This is a genomic window from Planococcus sp. TJ-307 (assembly GCF_058268435.1).
Genome location: NZ_JBZDOJ010000001.1, coordinates 727915 through 747610, shown reverse-complemented (window position 1 = coordinate 747610; position 19696 = coordinate 727915). Strand labels below are relative to the sequence as shown.

At 43.5% G+C, this 19696-nt stretch carries 13 protein-coding genes; 1 reads left to right on the top strand and 12 read right to left on the bottom strand.

Features of this window, described 5'->3' with window-relative positions:
* The first annotated feature begins 1 nt into the window (after position 1).
* On the top strand, positions 2 to 1573 hold the full coding sequence (locus tag AC4EHK_RS03650; protein WP_490977433.1) for a hypothetical protein: 1572 nt from the start codon (positions 2 to 4) through the stop codon (positions 1571 to 1573).
* A gap of 541 nt (positions 1574 to 2114) precedes the next feature.
* On the opposite strand, the gene AC4EHK_RS03645 is transcribed toward AC4EHK_RS03650, so the two are convergent.
* The 12 genes from AC4EHK_RS03645 to AC4EHK_RS03590 form a co-directional block, all read right to left on the bottom strand.
* Positions 2115 to 4118 carry an S-layer homology domain-containing protein gene (locus AC4EHK_RS03645; RefSeq protein ID WP_490977432.1) on the bottom strand — a complete coding sequence of 668 codons (2004 nt, stop codon included), beginning with the start codon at positions 4116 to 4118 and terminating at the stop codon, positions 2115 to 2117.
* A gap of 293 nt (positions 4119 to 4411) precedes the next feature.
* Positions 4412 to 5458 carry a C40 family peptidase gene (locus AC4EHK_RS03640; RefSeq protein WP_490977431.1) on the bottom strand — a complete coding sequence of 349 codons (1047 nt, stop codon included), beginning with the start codon at positions 5456 to 5458 and terminating at the stop codon, positions 4412 to 4414.
* Positions 5459 to 5755: 297 nt separating this feature from the next.
* Entirely contained in the window at positions 5756 to 7231 is a 1476-nt protein-coding gene (locus AC4EHK_RS03635; RefSeq protein ID WP_490977430.1) for an N-acetylmuramoyl-L-alanine amidase, read from the bottom strand.
* A gap of 383 nt (positions 7232 to 7614) precedes the next feature.
* Positions 7615 to 9792 (bottom strand): 5'-nucleotidase C-terminal domain-containing protein, encoded by a 2178-nt coding sequence (locus tag AC4EHK_RS03630; protein ID WP_490977429.1) that lies wholly within the window; start codon positions 9790 to 9792, stop codon positions 7615 to 7617.
* Positions 9793 to 10020: 228 nt separating this feature from the next.
* Positions 10021 to 11439, bottom strand: a complete 1419-nt coding sequence (locus AC4EHK_RS03625; RefSeq protein WP_490977428.1) for an alanine/glycine:cation symporter family protein — start codon at positions 11437 to 11439, stop codon at positions 10021 to 10023.
* 220 nt (positions 11440 to 11659) lie between these two features.
* Positions 11660 to 12694: a CAP and S-layer homology domain-containing protein gene (locus AC4EHK_RS03620; RefSeq protein WP_490977427.1), complete on the bottom strand. Its 1035-nt coding sequence runs from the start codon at positions 12692 to 12694 to the stop codon at positions 11660 to 11662.
* 106 nt (positions 12695 to 12800) lie between these two features.
* On the bottom strand, positions 12801 to 13892 hold the full coding sequence (locus AC4EHK_RS03615; RefSeq protein ID WP_490977426.1) for an amidohydrolase: 1092 nt from the start codon (positions 13890 to 13892) through the stop codon (positions 12801 to 12803).
* Positions 13893 to 14074: 182 nt separating this feature from the next.
* A complete protein-coding gene (locus AC4EHK_RS03610) occupies positions 14075 to 15031 on the bottom strand; it encodes a nuclease-related domain-containing protein (protein WP_490977425.1) in 957 nt (318 codons plus the stop codon).
* 183 nt (positions 15032 to 15214) lie between these two features.
* A complete protein-coding gene (locus tag AC4EHK_RS03605; RefSeq protein ID WP_490977424.1) occupies positions 15215 to 16828 on the bottom strand; it encodes a M20/M25/M40 family metallo-hydrolase in 1614 nt (537 codons plus the stop codon).
* 133 nt (positions 16829 to 16961) lie between these two features.
* On the bottom strand, positions 16962 to 17876 hold the full coding sequence (locus tag AC4EHK_RS03600) for a DMT family transporter (protein ID WP_490977423.1): 915 nt from the start codon (positions 17874 to 17876) through the stop codon (positions 16962 to 16964).
* Positions 17877 to 17956: 80 nt separating this feature from the next.
* Positions 17957 to 19408 carry a sodium/pantothenate symporter gene (panF, locus tag AC4EHK_RS03595; RefSeq protein WP_490977422.1) on the bottom strand — a complete coding sequence of 484 codons (1452 nt, stop codon included), beginning with the start codon at positions 19406 to 19408 and terminating at the stop codon, positions 17957 to 17959.
* On the bottom strand, positions 19405 to 19674 hold the full coding sequence (locus tag AC4EHK_RS03590; protein ID WP_490977421.1) for a YhdT family protein: 270 nt from the start codon (positions 19672 to 19674) through the stop codon (positions 19405 to 19407). Before AC4EHK_RS03590 ends, panF begins: the two co-directional genes overlap by 4 nt.
* Positions 19675 to 19696: the final 22 nt, after the last annotated feature.

Here is a 19696-nt window from a genome sequence, read left to right as displayed (position 1 = left end):
TGTGTTTAAGAAAGTGATATGGGGAGCAGGCATCTTCTTGCTGTCCGCGCTATTATTATTTATTCTTTTTATCTCTATCAAAGAGAACAATGAAATTTACCAGGGCGATGAATTAACCGTGTCTATCGAATTGCCGGCATTGTTTACTGTTTCTTCTATAGAAGTAACGGAACGAACGATGGAAAACACCCGGGATGTAAGCCACCGGGCCAACATCGAGTTATTCGGTTCGGAAATTGGCTTTATTGACATTACCGAACGAACATTGGGAAATGAGTCCAAGTTTCTTTTTGAACGCTTGGAAAACAGCAGCTGGCTGTTTTTCCCAACGACCATTACAGTAGAAGGAATGGAAAATGCTGAATTTACCAGCTGGAACCCATCCGTCGTTGAACACGACTACCATGACGTATTCGGTGTCGATGAAACGGTCAATCCATTTGGCACCATAAAAGGCTCTAACCTTGAGCTTCTTCAAAGCAATGTTTATATTTCCAAAGAAATGGATGCCTTCTACGAAGATGGCACAAGCAGCCACTTGCGCGAACTTTCCAAAGAAGTGCGTGAGTTGGAGCTTTCAGAGGATTCCATTGTTAAAGAATTTTGGTTGAGACCTGTGCACCTTGCCGAATCATGGGCCATGCTGTCTCAGCGTCCCCTATTCTCTTCAGATGAATCTGAAGAAGAATGGATCGATCATTCCCTGCACAATCAAACCGTTCAATTGAATTGGCTGACCACAGATGGCCCTTACACTAAGCTGCCTTTCTCTATTGAGCCAAGCACGAAAATGGGGTACGGGCGTGCAATCGGCCGTTTTGAAGACGACGAAGCATTGCGCTGGAATGAAACAGACCCTTCCGCGTTCCACGAAACCATGATTTTGAATTCACGCGTCAATTTGCTTTACTATTTAGCTGAGTTTGACGGTTCCCGTTGGCCGACTGAATACACCAGCACGTGGCTGAAAAATGCTTACGAAGTGACTGCTCCGTACGTTGATACGCGATACAATGAATATGTCGCTTTTTACTTGGACGAAACGGTCAAGCTTTACGATGACCAAATCGACCAGGATGAGATGGCAGTTGAAACCTATGCTGATTATTTATTGAGCCAAATTGAAGAAGATCAAACCTTGGAAACCGACAGCGGTTTGTTGATTGTTGATTATTTTGATGAAGATGACAACACACCTTTGACCCACGCTTCTTTGAATCATGAGTTGGGGGGATTAAAGATTTTGCTGCAGGCATACGGCGATACGGGGGAAGATGAGTATTTGGAAGCCGCAGAGCTGGTGACTACCGGAATTGAAGAGTTTGGCCAAGAAGAAGGCGGTTGGATCCGTGAAAATGGAGACCTTTGGTATCAGGCACGCCCTGATGGCACCTTCAGTGGAGATGATTACCCTCAACTGACCTTGCTCGATTTGGTGGAAACGCAAATATTATTGGAAGAACTCGAAATGGAGCGAAATCCTTATTTTGACGACATGATTGATTCGAAACTCAGTTATTTAGAAGGCGAAGGCATCGAATTGATTGAAAAAGTGACGAGTATTATGAACTAGGTGCTAAAGGATATTTTTGAAACAGTTATGATTGGGAAAGAAGAGAATTTTTCAAAAAGCCGTGGCTTTCTCAAACTTTTCGCGGGGTCTTTAGCTTTTGCTCGGCCACAGGAGTCTTCGCGGCCAGCCCGGTTGGAGCGTGTGGCTACAATTAAAGAGAGCAGCCTGCTCGTCAACTTCTAAGTTACACTAGTTCCGACAATCTTGTTTATCACTTCACGCAAGAATCCGGAGCGCAAGACGGCGAAGGGCATACATGTGCTCCTGCATCGCTGCGCTAGCTTCGTCGCAAAGAATTGGTCTCGCTAGTAGCTTCGACCAATGTCTTTCCTGCGGAAAAACGGAGTGATGAGACCCCGCAGGAGCTTGCGACGAGGAGGCTCAGCGCTTCGTCCGCGGAAAGCGTCCGTCTGGAGCGCAGGATTTTGTATAAATGAGATTTTATTCTTTAGTCTTATAAATATTCTTTTGTCTACAAGTTTAAACAAGCAAAAGGCGCTTTGGAATTATCCAAAGCGCCTTTTGCTTGTTTTTGCAGCTATTAATTAATTAAATCAATTAAATCTGAACGGACCCAGCCTATGCCATTGTTTGTATCTGCATCAGGATTCAAGTCGGAAATGATCTGATACCAGATATGGCCGTCACTTGCTTGCTGAGAGCCTAGAATAACAACTGGATAACCGAAAGCGTTGTTGACGCCAAGGTCTGCACGTTTGAATTGGTACAAGATGGTCGGGCCATTTGGTGCATTTCTGACATTCGTAGACGCTGTATTGGTGATGCCCAATTTATGTTTGCCAATGTCTTTTTTGCCTAATTCCAAATCCGCACGGAACATATGCCCCGCAACTTTCGCTCCCCATGTTGGATCAGAGGCGTAGCTGACATTAAAGCCTGTCGTCTTGTTGCCTGGGCTTGCTCCATTTGCATAGCCACCAAGCGGATTTGCGTAATTGCGGTTCATGTACTCACGGGCGAAGGCATCAATACTTCCTTCAGGCTGTGAATAAACAGTGCCTTCATGTGGAGATCCGTCAAAAACGCGGATTCCAAACAAGTTGTTTTTCGTTTGTGCATTGCCGCTCATGCCATAAGCACTTTCATGCATCGCAGCGGATAGCATAAACAATGCATTGACATTATACTTGTTCTGCATTTCGATAAAGTATCTGCCTTTGCCAATTAGTTTTGATTTAGTAGCTGCATCTTTGTATGTCCCCGAAGTGGTCGTAACTTCTCTCAGTTTACTCATCACAAACTGATCCAGCTGCGCAGCGGTATAGTTGGTTTTAGTGCGCACCGACTGATACTGGAAATATGGATAATGAACGAATTGAGTAACCCCAGCTCCGTTCGCAAAGTGGACGCCATCTTTGCTGTAGTACTTCACTCCTGCCACCATTTCAGATGGTGCCGGGCCGATAGAGTGGCTGGCGCGGGATTTGCTGACATAATTGTATTGATGGTGTTCCAAAGTACCCCATTGATTTTTCAAGTAATAATCACGGTTTACAATCAACTCAGAAGGGACAAAATCCACTTCGCTGTGTTTAGCATATCCGATTGTTCCTCCTACTTGCACTTTTACAAACTCTGCGTTCGCATCAATGTATCGGAGCTCTCTGCCGTGTTCAATATAAGTCGCCTGTTTAGCAAATCCAGAATCATAGTAAACAGTTGTTACTTCTTTAACGCCACTGCCTGAAACCCGATTTGCAAACGCAAGTCCACTTTTAATACGGATGATTTCATCCCCTTTAAAAATTGCTCGAGCAGTTGGTACGTTCTTAAACGATTCAGCTGCCAATGAATATTCTTTGTGGCCGTACTGTTGTTTTACTAATACGCCATTTTCTACATACCCCAAGTAATATAAGGATCCATCACTTGGAACGTCTGGAAGAATCGGTGGTGCACTCGCTTTTTCATGAGCGAGAAGGAAGCGGTAAATGAAAGCTGCTGCCTGTTCGCGGCTTGCGATGTCTTTAGGCGCATAGTTTAATCCGCCATTTTCACTGGGAATGCCTGCAGTAATATCATAATGCATAACTGCAAATACTGCGCGAATTCCTCCTGATGACACAAAATCTTTCGCATCTGAAAATTCAACGCGCTGTTCTACTATGTCCATCCCTTGATACTCAAGAACATTCTTTAAAGTTTGAGCCATTTGTTCACGGGTAATGTTAGCTGCTGGGCGGAACGTGCTATCCGTCACACCGACCATCAATCCCGAACTGTATACAGCTCCAATTTCATTTGAAAGACTTGAATTTTTTGGTACATCCTTAAACGGGTGTATTCCTGCCGGCAAATTCAATGCGCGATTGATAAATGCCGCAAACTGCTCGCGTGTCACACTTTCTGTCGGCTTGTATGTACCGTCTGTGTAACCCGTAAGTATTCCTCGTTTCACCATTTCTTTCATTTCTTTTTCCAATGCGCTGCCAGGAACAATATCAGTTGCTTCACTTGTTGTGGCAAAGCCAAAAGATGCGGATACTAATAAAAGGATAACTAAGAACTTGTTAATTGTTTTCATGTGGGCCCCCTGTAAATTCTGTTTGATTAGCATAAGCAGTGTAGGCTTATTTTCTTTCATGTATCCGTCCATTAGTTCATTTGTTTCCAATAATATACTCTTTTATAAACAGTTTATAGTAAAAATATGTTTTAAAGAAGGTAAATATGGGAATAGTTTAAAATAAGCTCCTTGTGCCTAAACGAATTTTCAGTTACTTAAAATTAGACTTCTTACTCAGTACTTAATACCTATAGAATGCATAAAAAAAGAACTTTCCAATACTGAATACGGAAAGTCCAATTTTATATAAATTACTTCGCTAACATCGAGCTATACATAGCTGCCGCAAACTCAGAACGGTTGGCATTTTTAGTTTCGTAATATCTTGATGTTTGGAATACAGTGGTTTGATCAATCGCTTTTAATGTGATGATATGTTCATATGCCCAAAAACTTGGTGGGATATCCAGGTATTTGACAGAAGATGTTTTTGCTTGAGCCTGTCTTGTTTCCGACATTTTGAAAGCACGTTCAAGTATAACGGCTAATTGAGTTTTCGTAAGCGTATCGTCTACACCATACGCTCCATTTGTGTACCCTAAAATAATACCGGATTGATTCATTGCTGCGATATCATTTGCAAAACGGTGAGTGGTTGACACGTCACTAAACTTCACTGCACTTGATGGCTTTAAATTCAATACACGGTTGACCATTGCTGCTGCTTGTCCACGAGTAACAGATTCGTTAGGACGAAAATCCTGTTTCTCAAAACCATTGATGACACCAGAAACATTTAAGCTTTTAATCGCTTCATATGCAGGATGGCTAGCCGCAACATCTTTAAATTGGCCGTTAGTTACAGGAGGCAACGAAGCTTGTATAGGTGCAGCTACACTTTTAACTCCACTTAATCGTTTAGCTCCTGCATATTTTGGACCCCAGTAAGGATTGGTATTAATATTCGATATTGCTACGCCTTTGCTTTCAGCAGAGATCACGTTGCCATCTCCCAAGTAAATCCCCGTATGGGAAATGCCTGGCTTATAAGTGTTGGCAAAAAATATCAAATCACCTTCTTGAAGATTGTTTTTTGAAACAGCTGTACCGACTGCAAATTGCTCGGCCGATGTACGGGGCAATGAAATGCCAAAGTTTTTGAAAACATGAAGAATATATCCTGAACAATCAAATCCCGCGGTTGTCGTTCCGCCAAATTTATAAGGTGTGCCTTTAAACTTTAGAGCATAACTGGCAATGTCGTCTGGTGCTGTAGCTTTAGCTTCAGTTGATAGGAAAGGACTGATTACTGAAAATAGTAGTACCATCATCATTATTAGCAATATGCGATTTTTCAAATTGTCACCTCTTATATTTTTTGGGGACCCAGGATGCTGATCAGGCACTGAATCATAAATTTTGTAATCTTAATCTAATTTTGATTTTAGCAGACAATTCTAACATATATTGTTACATTTACATTACAGTTGCGTAACAAGTTACTTTTATTTGTTTAATTATAACAACTAAAGGGTATTTAAATTTATTTTGTTGAGTTTTTTATGCAGTTAGATGCAGTTAAGTATTTCTTCCATAAAAAAAATACTCCACCAGTATAATTTAGGTGGAGTATCCAATGTGGAAATGTATCGGAATTAGTGAAGTCTTTTACTTGGTGATGCACCAGCTGTACTGTAGTACTGACCAAGATCTGTACGGCCTTGGTAATGGTAGTAATAATCCAGCGTTGCCAGGAAAAGTGCTCTTCCCATATTTTTGCGGTGAGCTTCTGATTTAATAAATTCAATATCAGTTGCACTGTCAATAAAACCTATTTCAACAAGAGATGCAGGAACTGTGTTTTGGCGAAGTACGGCAAAGTTTCCTTGTTTTACTCCACGGTTTGCCAGTGGCCAAGCTTCTTGCATACGAGCTTGCATATAGAGAGACAAAGCTCTTGATTGATTTACGTTCGGGTTCACAGCAGACGTAGATCCATAATAAAAGGATTCTTGGCCATTTGCCGAATTGTTAAACGCATTCGCATGGATACTAACAAACACGTCGCCCCCGTTATTTTGGGCAAATTGTGCACGTTGAGTCAGGCTCGGGTAAGTATCACCCGTACGCGTCATTTTTACTTGAATTGGTGTCTTTGAAAAGTAAGACTTCATGTGATTGCTAATATTTAAGACTACATTTTTTTCTAAAAATCCAAAACCGCCGGCTCCAGGATCTGTCCCGCCATGGCCTGGATCAATAACTACTGTAATGTCTTTTCCAGCTGCTGGTGGAGGAGATGGCAATACCGCTGCCGGTTTAGCAGATTTTAAATATGCTTTATCAACATACCCGATTAAATTATTGGACTTGATGTATGCCCAATTTCCAGTGTAACTTGCGACACTTACTGCTTGACCATGACTAATTTTCCCAATAACATTTGAAGGTGAATTGATGATTTGTGGTTTTGAACGAACATTTAACCCAGTCGAACCTACGCTTACATACTGCGTTGTTTTAAAAATAGAAGTATCTCCGCTTTTGATACGGAAATCTGTGTTTAGCGTTCTTGCCATGAATACAGCAAAATCAGAACGGACAATTGTTACATTCGCTCCAAAGTTCCCACTACTTACTCCTTGCGCAATGCCTTTATCCATAAGATTTTTAGCTGCGTTTGAAGAGGTAGCACCGCCAAGTTCCTTCACGAAAGCACGGTTGATTAATGTGGCCATTTCTCCACGATTTAGCTTGGCATCAGGACGGAATGTGCCGTCTCCATAGCCATTAATAACTTTCATGTTCACAAGTTGAACAATGTATCCAGAAGCCATATTTCCAGGACCCACATCTTTAAACGTTGTATTGCGCTTTGCGCCGTTCAAATTTAAAGCTCTACCGATCATGGCAGCGGCTTCTCCTCTTGTCACTTCTCTGTCAGGAACAAATCGAGTGTCTGAAACCCCATTGATAATCTTCTTGTTTACTAAATACGATATTTCTTTCGCTGCCCGGTGGCTATCACCGACATCCTGAAAATTCACGCTTGCTTTCACATGACTCATGGGAACTATTACCGATGCAATTAGTGCTATACATAACAAAATTATCCACTTTTTCAAACTCATTTGCCCCCTATATTCATTTCTTAATCCATACTTTAAACCATACACTAGAGATATTCTATGTAACTATAAACCTATTTTTGGTATTTACGAATTAAAAGCGTTATACAAAATCAGTCCAAATACCTATTTTTAATCTTTGCTTATACGTCAGTGTTTTGAATTTTATTAAAATTTCTTCATAAGTTAGTCTCCAAGAAATAAGGTTAAAACTGGATATTTCTTTAGTTTTTTGAAATTTTAAGCTTTGTAAAGCAACTTATGCCAGTTATTTTAAAAAGATGTCTTTATACCCGCCTGTCTATTTCGTAAACATAAGTTTTTTGCAAATAAAAAAACTTTGTCCTCTTTTTAAAAGAAGACAAAGCTTTTTTGTTAATCAGAGGTTATGGCTGGGTATTTATTTCTACAATGCGTCCTTCAGTTTCAGGAGTAATTGCACCAATACGTTCTAACTCTTCCTGGAAATTGATCCAATCTGATATGCCTAAATCAATTGCGCGGCCTTCTGCATATGCTTGTGCCAGCACATCGTATCCGTCTCCACCTTTAGCGGTAAAGGCGTTTGTTGCTACTTTATACGTTTCACTGTCAACCAATTCTGTTTCAGTGCCTTCAGCATCTACAAATGTAATGGAAACGACTCTTGATCCCGTTGCTTTTGAAGCATCAAATTCAACTTTAGCGCCAGCCACGTGAAGGAATCCACCATTTTCGTTTGGATATTGCCCTACACTAATTTCAAATGCTTGTTTGATTTCACTTCCGGTTAAATCCATAGTGGCCAAGGTGTTGCCGAACGGCAATACAGCAATGATTTCTCCAACTGTAATTGGTCCCGCATCAATACCCGAACGGATGCCTCCGCCATTTTGGAATGCCATGACTGTTTCTGGGCTATACTCTCTTGCTTTCGCCAACATGCCATCTGTGATGATATTTCCTAAAGCCGTCTCATTTTTCCGTACGCTGGTTCCAGTAGTGTTGCCTGTATCGCCCGTACGCGGGTTTACCAGAGCTTCTGCTGCAACAGCGGTTGTTTCTTCTTCTTCAATTTCTTTGACTCTTGTCATGTAAGGCTCTAAAATTTCCAATGCCTCTGCGTCTTCAGCCTGCTCACTAACTTCAATTAGTTCGCCGCCGTAAGCATAGACTTCTCCATTTTCATCAAACTCTACATTCAAAGTTCCGAGGTTGTCGCCATATTGGCCAGTTTGAACAATAATCGTCGGCGCATCAAACTCGTTTACTAAAACGGGATCGCTTAGTTCCGTATGGGTATGCCCACCAACGATAACATCAATTCCTTCAACTGCTTTTGCCAATTCCTGATCATTATCTATTGCTGCATTGTCATCAAACCCGATGTGTGTAAGAGCGACAACTTTATCGATTCCTAACTGTTCAAACTCAGCCACCATTTGTTCAGCTTCTTCAATATAATCTGAGAATGTGATTTCGCCAGGGCTTGAAATGGCTTCTGTATCCTTAGTTGTTAAGCCAAAGATTCCCACTTTTTCCCCATCAATTTCTTTTACGATACCAGAGTATATATTCCCTGAAGCCGTTTCAGTTGGAATCTTCTTCTGGAAAAGACCATCAAAAATTGGATCTTTTGAAAAATCAACGTTTGCAGATACAAATGGAAATTCTGCTGCTTCAACAAATTCTTTTAAAGCCAAGTGGCCCTCTTCAGAAGAACCCAAATCAAATTCATGGTTACCAAAAGTCATTGCATCGTACTTCATCAAGTTCATGATTTTAAGATCTGGTTCTCCTGTAAATTCATTGAAGTATAATGTTCCCGAGAAGACATCTCCAGCATCAAGCAACAGAGCATCCGGATTTTCTTCACGAAAGTCTTTTACTGCTGTTACTCTTTTAGGAGCTGAATCTAAACGTGCATGCGTATCATTTGTGTGCATCAATGACATAGAAAACAACTCATTCTTTAAATCGTCTTTCGCACGGAAAATGAACAAAGCCATCTCTCCACGAGTAAGATTTTGCTCAGCACCAAATTGTTTTTCAGTTTTACCAACTGTAATCCCATTTTTCAACAATGCAGATACATATTTCGCAAAATTTGTATTTACATCAGTAAATTGTGTTTTCGTGACATTATCATCTATTGTATATTCTGCTGCACTTGCTAAAATCTTGGCAAGTTCATTTCGTGTCAACAAATCTGTTGAACCAAAGCGTTTTTCAGTCTTTCCGTGTACAATGCCAGCCTGAACTAAAGCGTCTACTGCCCATTTAGCAGAGGCAGGAACATCTGTGAACCCAGAGTCTTTGAAATCCTGACTTGAATTGTATCCTATTGCACGCGCAATCATTACAGCCGCGTCTTGCCGCTTAATATTATCAGCTGTACCGTAATGTGTTTCAGAAACTCCATTCGTAATGCCATTTTCAACTAAAAAATTCACCGCTGCGGCGTACCGATCGGCAACATCCTCGAATTTCTTTGTATCAGCCGATACCGTTGAAACTGCTGAAGCTACCATTGTTACAGCGATAGCCGAAGCGATAAACTTTTTGTTATGCAAGACATTTGTCATGTGTTCTTTCCTCCTTAAGGATTATGTTTCTAATTGCTCTTTTACTTTACCAAACTAAATATAGTACAGCCATATAATTTACAAAAAAAACACACTATTATTACTATTTTCATTTAAAGACGTTTTATGATCTTTTTGTAAAACATCTTTTCCATTGTTGCGTTCAGCAAATCCGCAAAATATGAAAAGACCTTTTTGCACATTGGCAAAAAGGTCTCTTGATTTTACTTATTCGTGTCGGCTTTCGCTTTCACCCCAACACTCTGTGTTTTTCAAGCCAGGAATGTTTTTCGCAAAGAACTCCGGATTTTTGCCGGCTTTGCGTTGAGCTGTGTAGTCGTCCAGTACCTTGAAGGCAATCTTGCCGAGCATGCCGATAACAACCAGGTTGAGTACGGCCATGAAGCCCATGAACAGATCGGCCATGTTCCAGACCAATTGCACTTGTGCCAAAGCACCAAACATGACCATCGCCAATACACCAAAACGATATGCTGTCAGCCAGCCGCTGTGGGCATTGATAAATTCGATGTTTGTTTCACCGTAATAGTAGTTCCCGATGATCGAACTGAACGCAAAGAACAAAATGGCAATCGCCAGGAAGTATGGCGCCCAGCTGCCAAGGTGAACATTCAATGAAGCCTGTGTGAGCAAAATTCCTTCTTGCTCTCCGTTAGAATACAAATCTGCCAAAATAATGATAAAGGCAGTTGCCGAACAAATGATGATGGTGTCAAAGAATACACCCAAACTTTGTACAAGGCCTTGTTTCGCTGGATGCGAAACATTGGCAGATGCTGCGGCGTTCGGTACAGAACCCATACCGGCTTCGTTCGAGAACAAGCCGCGGCGTACGCCCTGCATGATGGCCGCACCGATACCGCCGCCCACTGCTTCTTCCAAACCAAATGCGCTTTGGATAATCAATGTGAAGACTGCAGGAATTTCAGTGAAATTCGTAATGACGATAAACAATGCAACAAAGATGTAGATGGTTGCCATGATTGGCACCACTACTTGTGTAACGCTAGCAATCCGCTTGACACCGCCGAAAATAACGACCGCTGTCAACAGTACTAGCCCAACTCCTACAGACCAATCCGGCACATTGAAAACATCCTCAAATGATTGGGCAATCGTGTTTGATTGGACCGAGTTGAAGATAAATCCGAACGCCAAGGTCAACAGAATCGCGAAGACAATACCAAGTTTGCGGTTGCCTAGCGCTTTTTCCATGTAGTAAGCAGGTCCCCCGCGGAATTGTTCGCCGTCACGGACTTTATAAACTTGCGCCAATGTGCTTTCGATAAACGCAGTAGCCATCCCGATAACGGCAACCATCCACATCCAAAAGACTGCACCCGGTCCGCCAATGGCGATTGCCAAAGCGACACCGGTAATATTTCCCGTTCCGACGCGTGATGCTGTGGAGATCGTGAACGCCTGAAAAGCAGAAACGCCGCTATCTCCATCTTTCTTTTCCGTGATGACCCGGAACATTTCACCGAACAGGCGAACTTGAACGAATCTGGTGCGAATTGTAAAGTAAAGGCCTAAGCCCATCAAAAGTGCTATTAGTATGTATGTCCAGAGCAGAGTGTTGACGTTATCGACGAACCACGTAATTCCATCTAAAAAAGCATCCATTCGTATTCCTCCCCTTTTTTAATTAAACCTGTATACTGTACCCTATTTTGGATTTTGAAAACGTTCTCACCTATAGTCTATAAAAAGGAGACCCTCTAGTAACAGAGGGTCTCGGATATCGGCTCGTAATAATGATAACATGCTTCGAACCTATTGAAGAATTGTTAGTTTTTTAAGACATTTCCCGGGAAATAGTGCATCTAAAAAGTCCATTCTGCTTTTATCTTATAGCGTACATATGAACCCAATAAGGAAAGCCATCAGAGTCTTCCATATATCCGACCCCTATCACCGTATAAGTTTCTAACAAAAGGTTGTCTTTATGTCCAGGAGATTCCATCCAAGCACGAACTGTTTCATTTGCTGTAATGTATCCACTGGCCAAATTTTCTCCTACCTGATTGGTGGGATATCCCAATTCTATCGCCATTTCCCATGGCAATCCGTAAGAGGGAGATGTGTGATCAAAGTAATTATTCCGAGCCATGTCTTCCGCTTTTAATTGGGCAATTTTAGATAACATTGGATCTTCCTGCAATTTGGATAATCCAGCTGTGTTTCTTTTTTCATTGATTAAGGCGATAGTGTCATATGCTACTGAAGTTACTCCCAAATAAGAATTGTTCGAACTGTCATAAGTCACCGTTTTGGTTTTAACTCGGTCGGCAAACTGTTTAGAGCGCTCAATGAAAGCAGCAAGCTGAGCACGTGTCACTAAGGTTTCCGGTTGAAAAGTAGCTGTCGTTACTCCACGGGTAATATTTACTTCAGCCATAGTGACAATATACGAATGTGCCCAATACGTCGAAGGAACATCCTTGAAACTGATTTCGTGATTGTCGTCTACCGCAATATCAAAGCCTTCTATAATAATTTTTGCCATTTGAGATCTTGGCAGCGGGTTATCGGGATTGAACTTCTTCACATCTGCAAACACACCTTTTTCGGTCAAAGCAGCAATTTCTTTGTACGCGTAATGGCCGATCGGGACATCTGTGAATTGCGGTTTAAACTCTGTATCTGTATCGATTTTCAATGTTTTAGCTAAAATTAATGCTGCTTGGGCTCTGGTAACATTATCATCTGGTCCAAACTTGCCGTTGCTGTATCCATTCAAAATTCCCGCATTGGATAAATTGTGGATTGAATAATAGGCAAAATGATATTTTGATAAGTCTGGAAAGTGATGGGCTTGGACAGTTGTGAAAGGGAGAAAGAATAAAAAAGCTACAAGTGTCAGTATAATTTTTTTCATCTGTTCTCCCCCTCTCTATAGTTAGCCAATCCAAATTTTTTCTTTGTTATTTTATCTATACCCATTTTCATATCTTTCTATCATTTATTTCAAAATTTTTTTGTTTTTAGCTTTGTTTTATTATATTTGCTAAAACTCGAGCGCCAATCTCGAGTGCATTGTGATTAAAGCCCATATCCGGGTGATGCAGCCCCGGCGACAAATCTGCCCCAACGCCGATCATCGCCGCATGCAATTCGGGTTTTTTGATGGTATAAAAATGAAAGTCGTCCGCACCTGGTGTATGAATAGGAGGTGCAGTTGCTGCATCTCCCAGCGTCTGGCGAATGGCGCTATCTGCAATGTGCATCGCAGTTTCCGATACTTCGGCCGCTGGCGTATAATCGGTCCACTCGAAACTAATTTCAACGCCATGGAGCTGGGCAATGACGTGTAAACCTTCAACAATTTTCTGCTGAAGCTCTTTCATTAGTTCATTCGACTGGGAACGGACATCCATTGAAAATTTTGCCGTTCCCGGGATAATATTGAGGCTGTCTCCACCGGTTTCGATATGCGTCAGTTTCGCTGAATACGATTCGAAAGGTGAGAAATATATTGATTTGACGAATTGATGGATGGCGGCAATCACATCAATGGCATTTTTCCCTTGATGCGGGCGTGCTCCGTGGGCATCCACTCCCGTAATTTTTCCTCTTAAGAAAATACCGGATCCGTGATAGAGCGCAGGCGTTACTTGGCCAAACGGCAATTCCTCTATAGGCCGCAAATGCACCCCATATAAATGCGTCACATCCTCGAGCGCTCCACGCGCAATCATAGACAGCGAGCCGTTGCCGACTTCTTCTGCCGGCTGAAAAATAAAACGCACTCGTTTTGTCAATGGTACATCTTTTAAATGCACGAGCGCTCCAAGCACCATCGCCATGTTGGCATCATGTCCACAGGAATGATTGGCTTGCAACACACCATCCACTTCTTGCCAAAGCGCATCGATGTCCGCCCGCACCGCTATAACCTCGGTCCCTTCACCAATTTCAGCAATCAACCCGGTAACGTCCGGAAAAGTGTGATGTTTGATACCGAGATCTGTCATAATCTCTACTAGTTTTTTGGTGGTTTCGACTTCTTTCCAACTGACTTCCGGATGTGCTTGGAAATGGGTAAAGTAATCGAGAATTTTCTGTTCGATGTCCATGTGAGAGTCCCCTTTTATGAAAAATTCAATTTGATAGTTTGATTGTACACGAGGCGAGTGGAATTGTGGAGATGGTTGTCGTGAGTTATACCCGGGTGTTCGCTTGGTGTACCCGGGTGTTCGCGTCGTGTACCCGGGTGTTCGGCGGGACTAACCGGGTGTTCGCGATTTCTATCGGAAACTCACGTGTTTTCAAGCAACCCACGAACATAATGGCGATATCGCCTCCCGCCAACTGGTTGACAACCGTTTTTAACGAGAAAATGTTTCGCGGCGTCTAGACTTTGAAGTCCGATAAACTCACAGCACTCGGCTGTCGTGATCGTCGGTTTGATTAGCATGAACCAATCATTGAGTGCTTGAACATGCGCATTTCTACTGATTAGTCGGCACGTTTCACATTCCCATGCTATTTTTGTTTTGGCCATTTTTCCGAGCAGACAGCGTGGGCAAAAAACACCAGACTCGATTTCCGAGCGGTCGATTTGAAATTTGGGTGCCAGGGGAAATGGATCATAGTCTTGATGGGCGCTGAGGAATGTTTGTCCGAGGCGATGGAGTTCTTCTATAGAAAGAATGGGGCTTGCCTTTATCTCGGAGAAATAAAAACTAACTTCTGCTGCTGATAAAATGCGGGACGTGTGAGGTGCGTCTTCCACAATCTGCGAGGGATGGGCAATAACAATTATGCTGGTGACAGGTAAATGCCATCCGAGAGTTTTTAAAAACATCCGCATCCGTATGGTGGTTTCATTCATTTGGGTAATCGGGCTTTTGTAGCTTTTTATTTTTCCATCCGCGAGTACCGAATGCAAAGCACTTGGATTTTGCCGGAACTGCAGTCTTCCGCTAATGTTTTTGACTTCTAGCAAATACAGGCCGCTTTGTGTAAGTATGACCGTATCTACTTGGATTTTGAACGGTGCAGGCAATGAAAAATCTTGGATAATCCGATACGCATATGGCGGATCAAAAAACTCCATCGCTTCGTCCAAACGTTCTTCTCCTCCAAATCCTGCCTTCGCGTTATGAAGACTGCTTTTGACAGCTGAACGCTTTGGATGCATGGGTGGCAGCCTTCTCAATAAAGCTTCGTACCCGACGATCTTTGCTGGTTCTTTTCGATATTTGATAATCATGACACTCCTCCTTTTGTTATTAGTTTAGCAGGAGAAAATTAACATTACCATTTATATCCAAATATTATTTTTGATCCCTTTAATCCTTGCAAATATGAGATTTGAACCCTTTCAAAAACTATATATGCCAAGCCCTTAAGAGCGCTTTTCGCGCCCGAAAAGCTACAAACCAAAAAAGCCGCCTCAATGGCGGCTTTTCACAGGAATCGACAAGATCATTTCTTCCAAAAGAATAGGCATTTCTTCAAATGTATTTTTGATGTGCAAGCGCTCAGTGCGTTTGTGTGCATCTTTGCCGTAAGGACCGACATTCAGGACCGGTGCTTTCAATTGCTTCATTGCCTGGAACGGGATGCTGTAGGGATCGCCGTAAACAGGTGTATTGTTTTCGTAAGTAATCCACCCGTCGCTTTGGCTGGTGTAATTGACGTAACTCAAGTCTGAAATCCCGTTAAAGTAATGAACTTGTTCGATGTCGAGATCAAATTTTTCTTTTGCATTGGCTGTGACTTGCTGGACGCATAGCTTGACCAACTCGTTTTCGGATGAATTGACAGGCGGATAGTACGGCGGTGCGTACATCAGCACCATCGCAGGCGTCAGCTCTTGGCAGTTAATGAGCAGTATATCGGTGACGTGCATGGATTTTTCACGGACGTCCCATTCTGGATGCATCAAAGTATCGCGCAGCAAATCGGTAATGTAGTCGTGGCCGAATTTATTGAGTGCGTAGTCCATCAGCTTTTCGTAGCGCATAACCGTAATCGGGCCAACCGGCTGAATGTTTTCGCGTTCGCACATCGCGTGGTAATCACGTTCGCAATGGGCTGCCGCTTCTTTTGCGACGTTTTCAAAAATCTGAAACACTTCTTCAGCGTCGCGCTTCATTGTAAACACGTTGTACATGGCGGACGTGCGGTAAGGCGTTTGCGCTGAGTATTCCAATTTCAAGTCACGTTGTGTCAGAGTTACCGGCAACGGTGTGGTTTCACCGTAAACGACTTCTTTGAAATTCGGATTCCATTCCATGCGATGCGTCAAGTAGGTTGAAATATAGCTTGACGTAATGCCTGACAACGGTTCGCCAACATGGGTTTCCTTGCCGTAAAATAAAGCGGACGGCATGATTTTTCCGATAGATCCGGTATACAAGTAATGGGCTTTGTCGCCGGGCTTCATTGCAAAAACCGGTTCGCCGTTTAAAAACAAAGTGTATTCGAGGCCATGCTCGCGCTCCAAATCAAGTAATTTGGATACACCGTAGCGCATGCCAGCCGAATTGACTTCCTCATCCGGCACGGTCATGAGCAGCAAGTTGATCGGCCACTCTTCAATTGAGGCTTTTTCAATCAAGGCCATGTGGAGCGCAAGTCCCGCTTTCATATCCATGGTACCGCGTCCGAAAAGGTATTCCCCCGAGTCTAGGTCACTTAATGTGTCCGCATCCAGTTCATCACGGATCAGTTTAAAAGCCTCCGCCAGTTTATAGGGGCTGCATGCCAAAGGCTCCAAATCGCCATATTCCCCTGTATGCACAGTGTCGAAATGGCTGATCAGGACAATGGTGTCGACCGCTTCCGGATGTTTGTAGAGCGCCGTTACGTTTTGGCGTTCCCAATTTACTTCACCCAATCCAATATAATCCGGATGTTCCTGGAAATACGGGAGCTCCATCAGCTTGTCTTTCAGCTTATACGCAAACTCCACTTCCCCATCGGTCAAAGTCAGGCTTTTCCACCCGACGAGTTCACACAATAAATCCTGTAATTTCTCTGGCGTCCCCCATAATGTGGCCATGGCTATTCACTCCTCTAGTTGTTCAAAGCTATTCACTTCCTTCTATTATAGTGAACTTGCCGTTAAATAAAAAGACTCTGCTCAAAATAGCGCTGACATGCTGGAACAAGCCCAAATCCAAACAAAAAACGGCTCAACTTGAGAACCGTTTTCTGCGTTTTTTCAAAAGGTCTTCTGCTGCTCCAGAACCGAACAACACGCCGATGACAATTAGCACGAGTCCGTAAATATGTCCTGGAGTGATCTTTTCATTTAGTATCACACTTGCCCCCACCAAGGAGAACAAGGTGTTCAAGTTCATGAAAATGGCGGCTTTGGTTGGTCCCGCTTGGCCAATGGAATAATTGTAAAGCATATGCCCAACGGCTGTTCCAAGCATGGCCGAAAACCCAAAAGCGATCCAGAACGAGGTTGGGACAGTGGCGAATGCAGCCATTCCACCTGGTTCCTGGATCAGCGAAATCACGAACAGCACAACGGCCCCTAAAACAAACATATAGCCTGTCAGCAAGCGCGGATCCAACGAGCGCGCAGCTTTGGCGATGACAATATAGCTCAATACCTGTGCCAAGATGGAAATGAAGACAAAAACGTCGCCAATGTTCAAGCCTGTTGCCGCAGCGTTTCCTACGAGCACTGTGGCAGCTACTCCCGCAAAACCGACGACAACGCCGAGCCATTGCAGCTTCGATGGGTAATTGCGCATAATGAGCGACACTAAAACGGCTGTCAGCATTGGGCCAGTTCCAAGAATCAAGCCCGCATTTGAACCGGTTGTAAGGGATAAGCCATTCGATAAGAAGTAATGGTGCGCAACGACATTTAATAGCGAACCGAGAAAGATAAATTTCCAGTCGCTTTTGGCCGGCCACCGCAGCATTTTGAAGCTTGCTAGAATTGCCATAACCGACAATCCCGCGAGTAAAATCCGGAATGCCGTCAAAGTGACAGGATCCACAAATTCCACCATATATTTTACAGAGGCTAAGTTAAAGCCCCAGACAATCATTACCGCCGTCAGGATGCCGTAAATTTTCCACTGAGTCAATTGCTGAGACCTTCTTTCATTGATCTGAATACAAGCACTCATTTTACGCCTGTTTTCAAGTTCTGTAAACGTTCGGCTCTTTACTTAACATTGTATTGATAGGCCTTCCGACCAATAAGCAAACTAAACACAACAAAAGCGGCGAGCGACAGCAGCACTGGCAATGTCACAGTATGGACGCCGAACAAGTTGCCGTTTTCCAAGTTGTAAAAATGCAACGCGATATAGCTGACAATCCCTGTCGCCATTGACGCAATTGCGCCGTATTTATTGCCCCATTTCCAGTACAGCCCCAGAACAATCGGCCAAATAAAAGCCGCCTCCAAACCACCGAACGCAAATAAGTTCAGGAAAATCAGCAGTTCTGGCGGATTCAATGCCAGCAAAAAGACGATGATGCCGAGCATGCCCGTGACGCCGAAAGAAATGCGTTTGATGGTTTTGATGGAGGCATCCGGTTTTACATAGTTTAAATAGACATCTTTGACGATCGATGAGCTGACGAGCAGCAACAACGAATCCACCGTCGACATAATGGCGGCCATCGGGGCGGCCAGGACAATGCCGGCTACCCATGGCGGCAAGGTTTCCAGCGCAATGAGCGGGATAACTTTGTCGCCAATTTCGATTCCCGGCAGAACAGGACGCGCAAAGACGCCGATCAAGTGCATATTGAGCATAATAAACCCGGTAACGATTGTGCCGATAATTAAGGCTCGGTGCATCGAACGTGAATTTTTATAAGACATCGCGCGAACAGCAATCTGCGGCAAGCCGACAACACCGACTCCCACCAAAATCCAAAACGACGATACGTAAGCGGCGGTTAAATCGCCGTTTGCTCCGTATGGCGTAACCAAATTCGGGTTTTCATTGAGCAGGTCATTGACGATGTTCGGAATACCGCCGCCTGCGATAATAACTGCAATCAACAAAATCAATGTCCCGACCAGCATGACGGCTCCTTGCACCGCATCGGTCAAAGCGACCGCACGAAAACCCCCGATGGTGACATAAACCAGCACACTGACAGCAAATAAAAATAAGGCCGAATTGTACGATAAACCTGTCAGGGATTCGACCAAACGCGCACCGCCAATCCACTGTGCGGCCATCGCAGAAAACAGGAAGATGATGATGCTGAAAGCCGACAGCAGCACCACTGCTGAACTGTCATACCGTGATTTCAAAAAATCGATCATGGTGATGGCTTTGTAGCGGCGTGCCATGATGGCGTATTTTTTGCCAAGGATCATTAACACAAAATAACCGGTGACCACCTGGGCCATCGCCAGCAGCACCCAACCGAACCCCATCGTATAAGCAGTACCCGGGCCGCCAAGAAAACTGGACGCACTGCCGTAAGTCGCAACCATCGTCATAGCGAGCACAAAGCCACCCAGCTCGCGGCCACCCAGAAAATAATCGCTGATAAAATTGGACGATGCCGTCAGCTTGCGGCTTGCCCAATAGCCAATCATAAAGATGACCAGCAAAAAGGCGATCATTGGCACCAATACGGCATAATTCATGGCGTTTCCTCCTCGTCATCAAACGGCACTTCTGTAAAAAAGAAGTGGACAATGACGATGACCAGAACCGATATGACCAAAAAGCCGACAACACAGCTGTAAAAAAACCAATCCGGCAAGCCGAAGACATAGCTGTACTCCTCGACGGGCCGTGATCCCATGCCGTAGGCAAACCCAAACCACCAAACAAAATTGAACAGCGCCAAGCCGACGCCGATTTTCGCTTCCCGATGAGCGATTTTAAACCGCCAATCCGTTTCTTCCATTACATACACCCCATTCATTCTT

Bases quoted from the DNA above. Each gene is read 5' to 3' on its own strand.
- AC4EHK_RS03635 (WP_490977430.1), bottom strand. From the start codon at position 7,231: ATGAGTTTGAAAAAGTGGATAATTTTGTTATGTATAGCACTAATTGCA.
- AC4EHK_RS03615 (WP_490977426.1), bottom strand. From the start codon at position 13,892: ATGGACATCGAACAGAAAATTCTCGATTACTTTACCCATTTCCAAGCA.
- panF (WP_490977422.1), bottom strand. From the start codon at position 19,408: ATGAATTATGCCGTATTGGTGCCAATGATCGCCTTTTTGCTGGTCATC.
- AC4EHK_RS03590 (WP_490977421.1), bottom strand. From the start codon at position 19,674: ATGGAAGAAACGGATTGGCGGTTTAAAATCGCTCATCGGGAAGCGAAA.
- AC4EHK_RS03610 (WP_490977425.1), bottom strand. From the start codon at position 15,031: ATGATTATCAAATATCGAAAAGAACCAGCAAAGATCGTCGGGTACGAA.
- AC4EHK_RS03645 (WP_490977432.1), bottom strand. From the start codon at position 4,118: ATGAAAACAATTAACAAGTTCTTAGTTATCCTTTTATTAGTATCCGCA.
- AC4EHK_RS03630 (WP_490977429.1), bottom strand. From the start codon at position 9,792: ATGACAAATGTCTTGCATAACAAAAAGTTTATCGCTTCGGCTATCGCT.
- AC4EHK_RS03625 (WP_490977428.1), bottom strand. From the start codon at position 11,439: ATGGATGCTTTTTTAGATGGAATTACGTGGTTCGTCGATAACGTCAAC.
- AC4EHK_RS03620 (WP_490977427.1), bottom strand. From the start codon at position 12,694: ATGAAAAAAATTATACTGACACTTGTAGCTTTTTTATTCTTTCTCCCT.
- AC4EHK_RS03605 (WP_490977424.1), bottom strand. From the start codon at position 16,828: ATGGCCACATTATGGGGGACGCCAGAGAAATTACAGGATTTATTGTGT.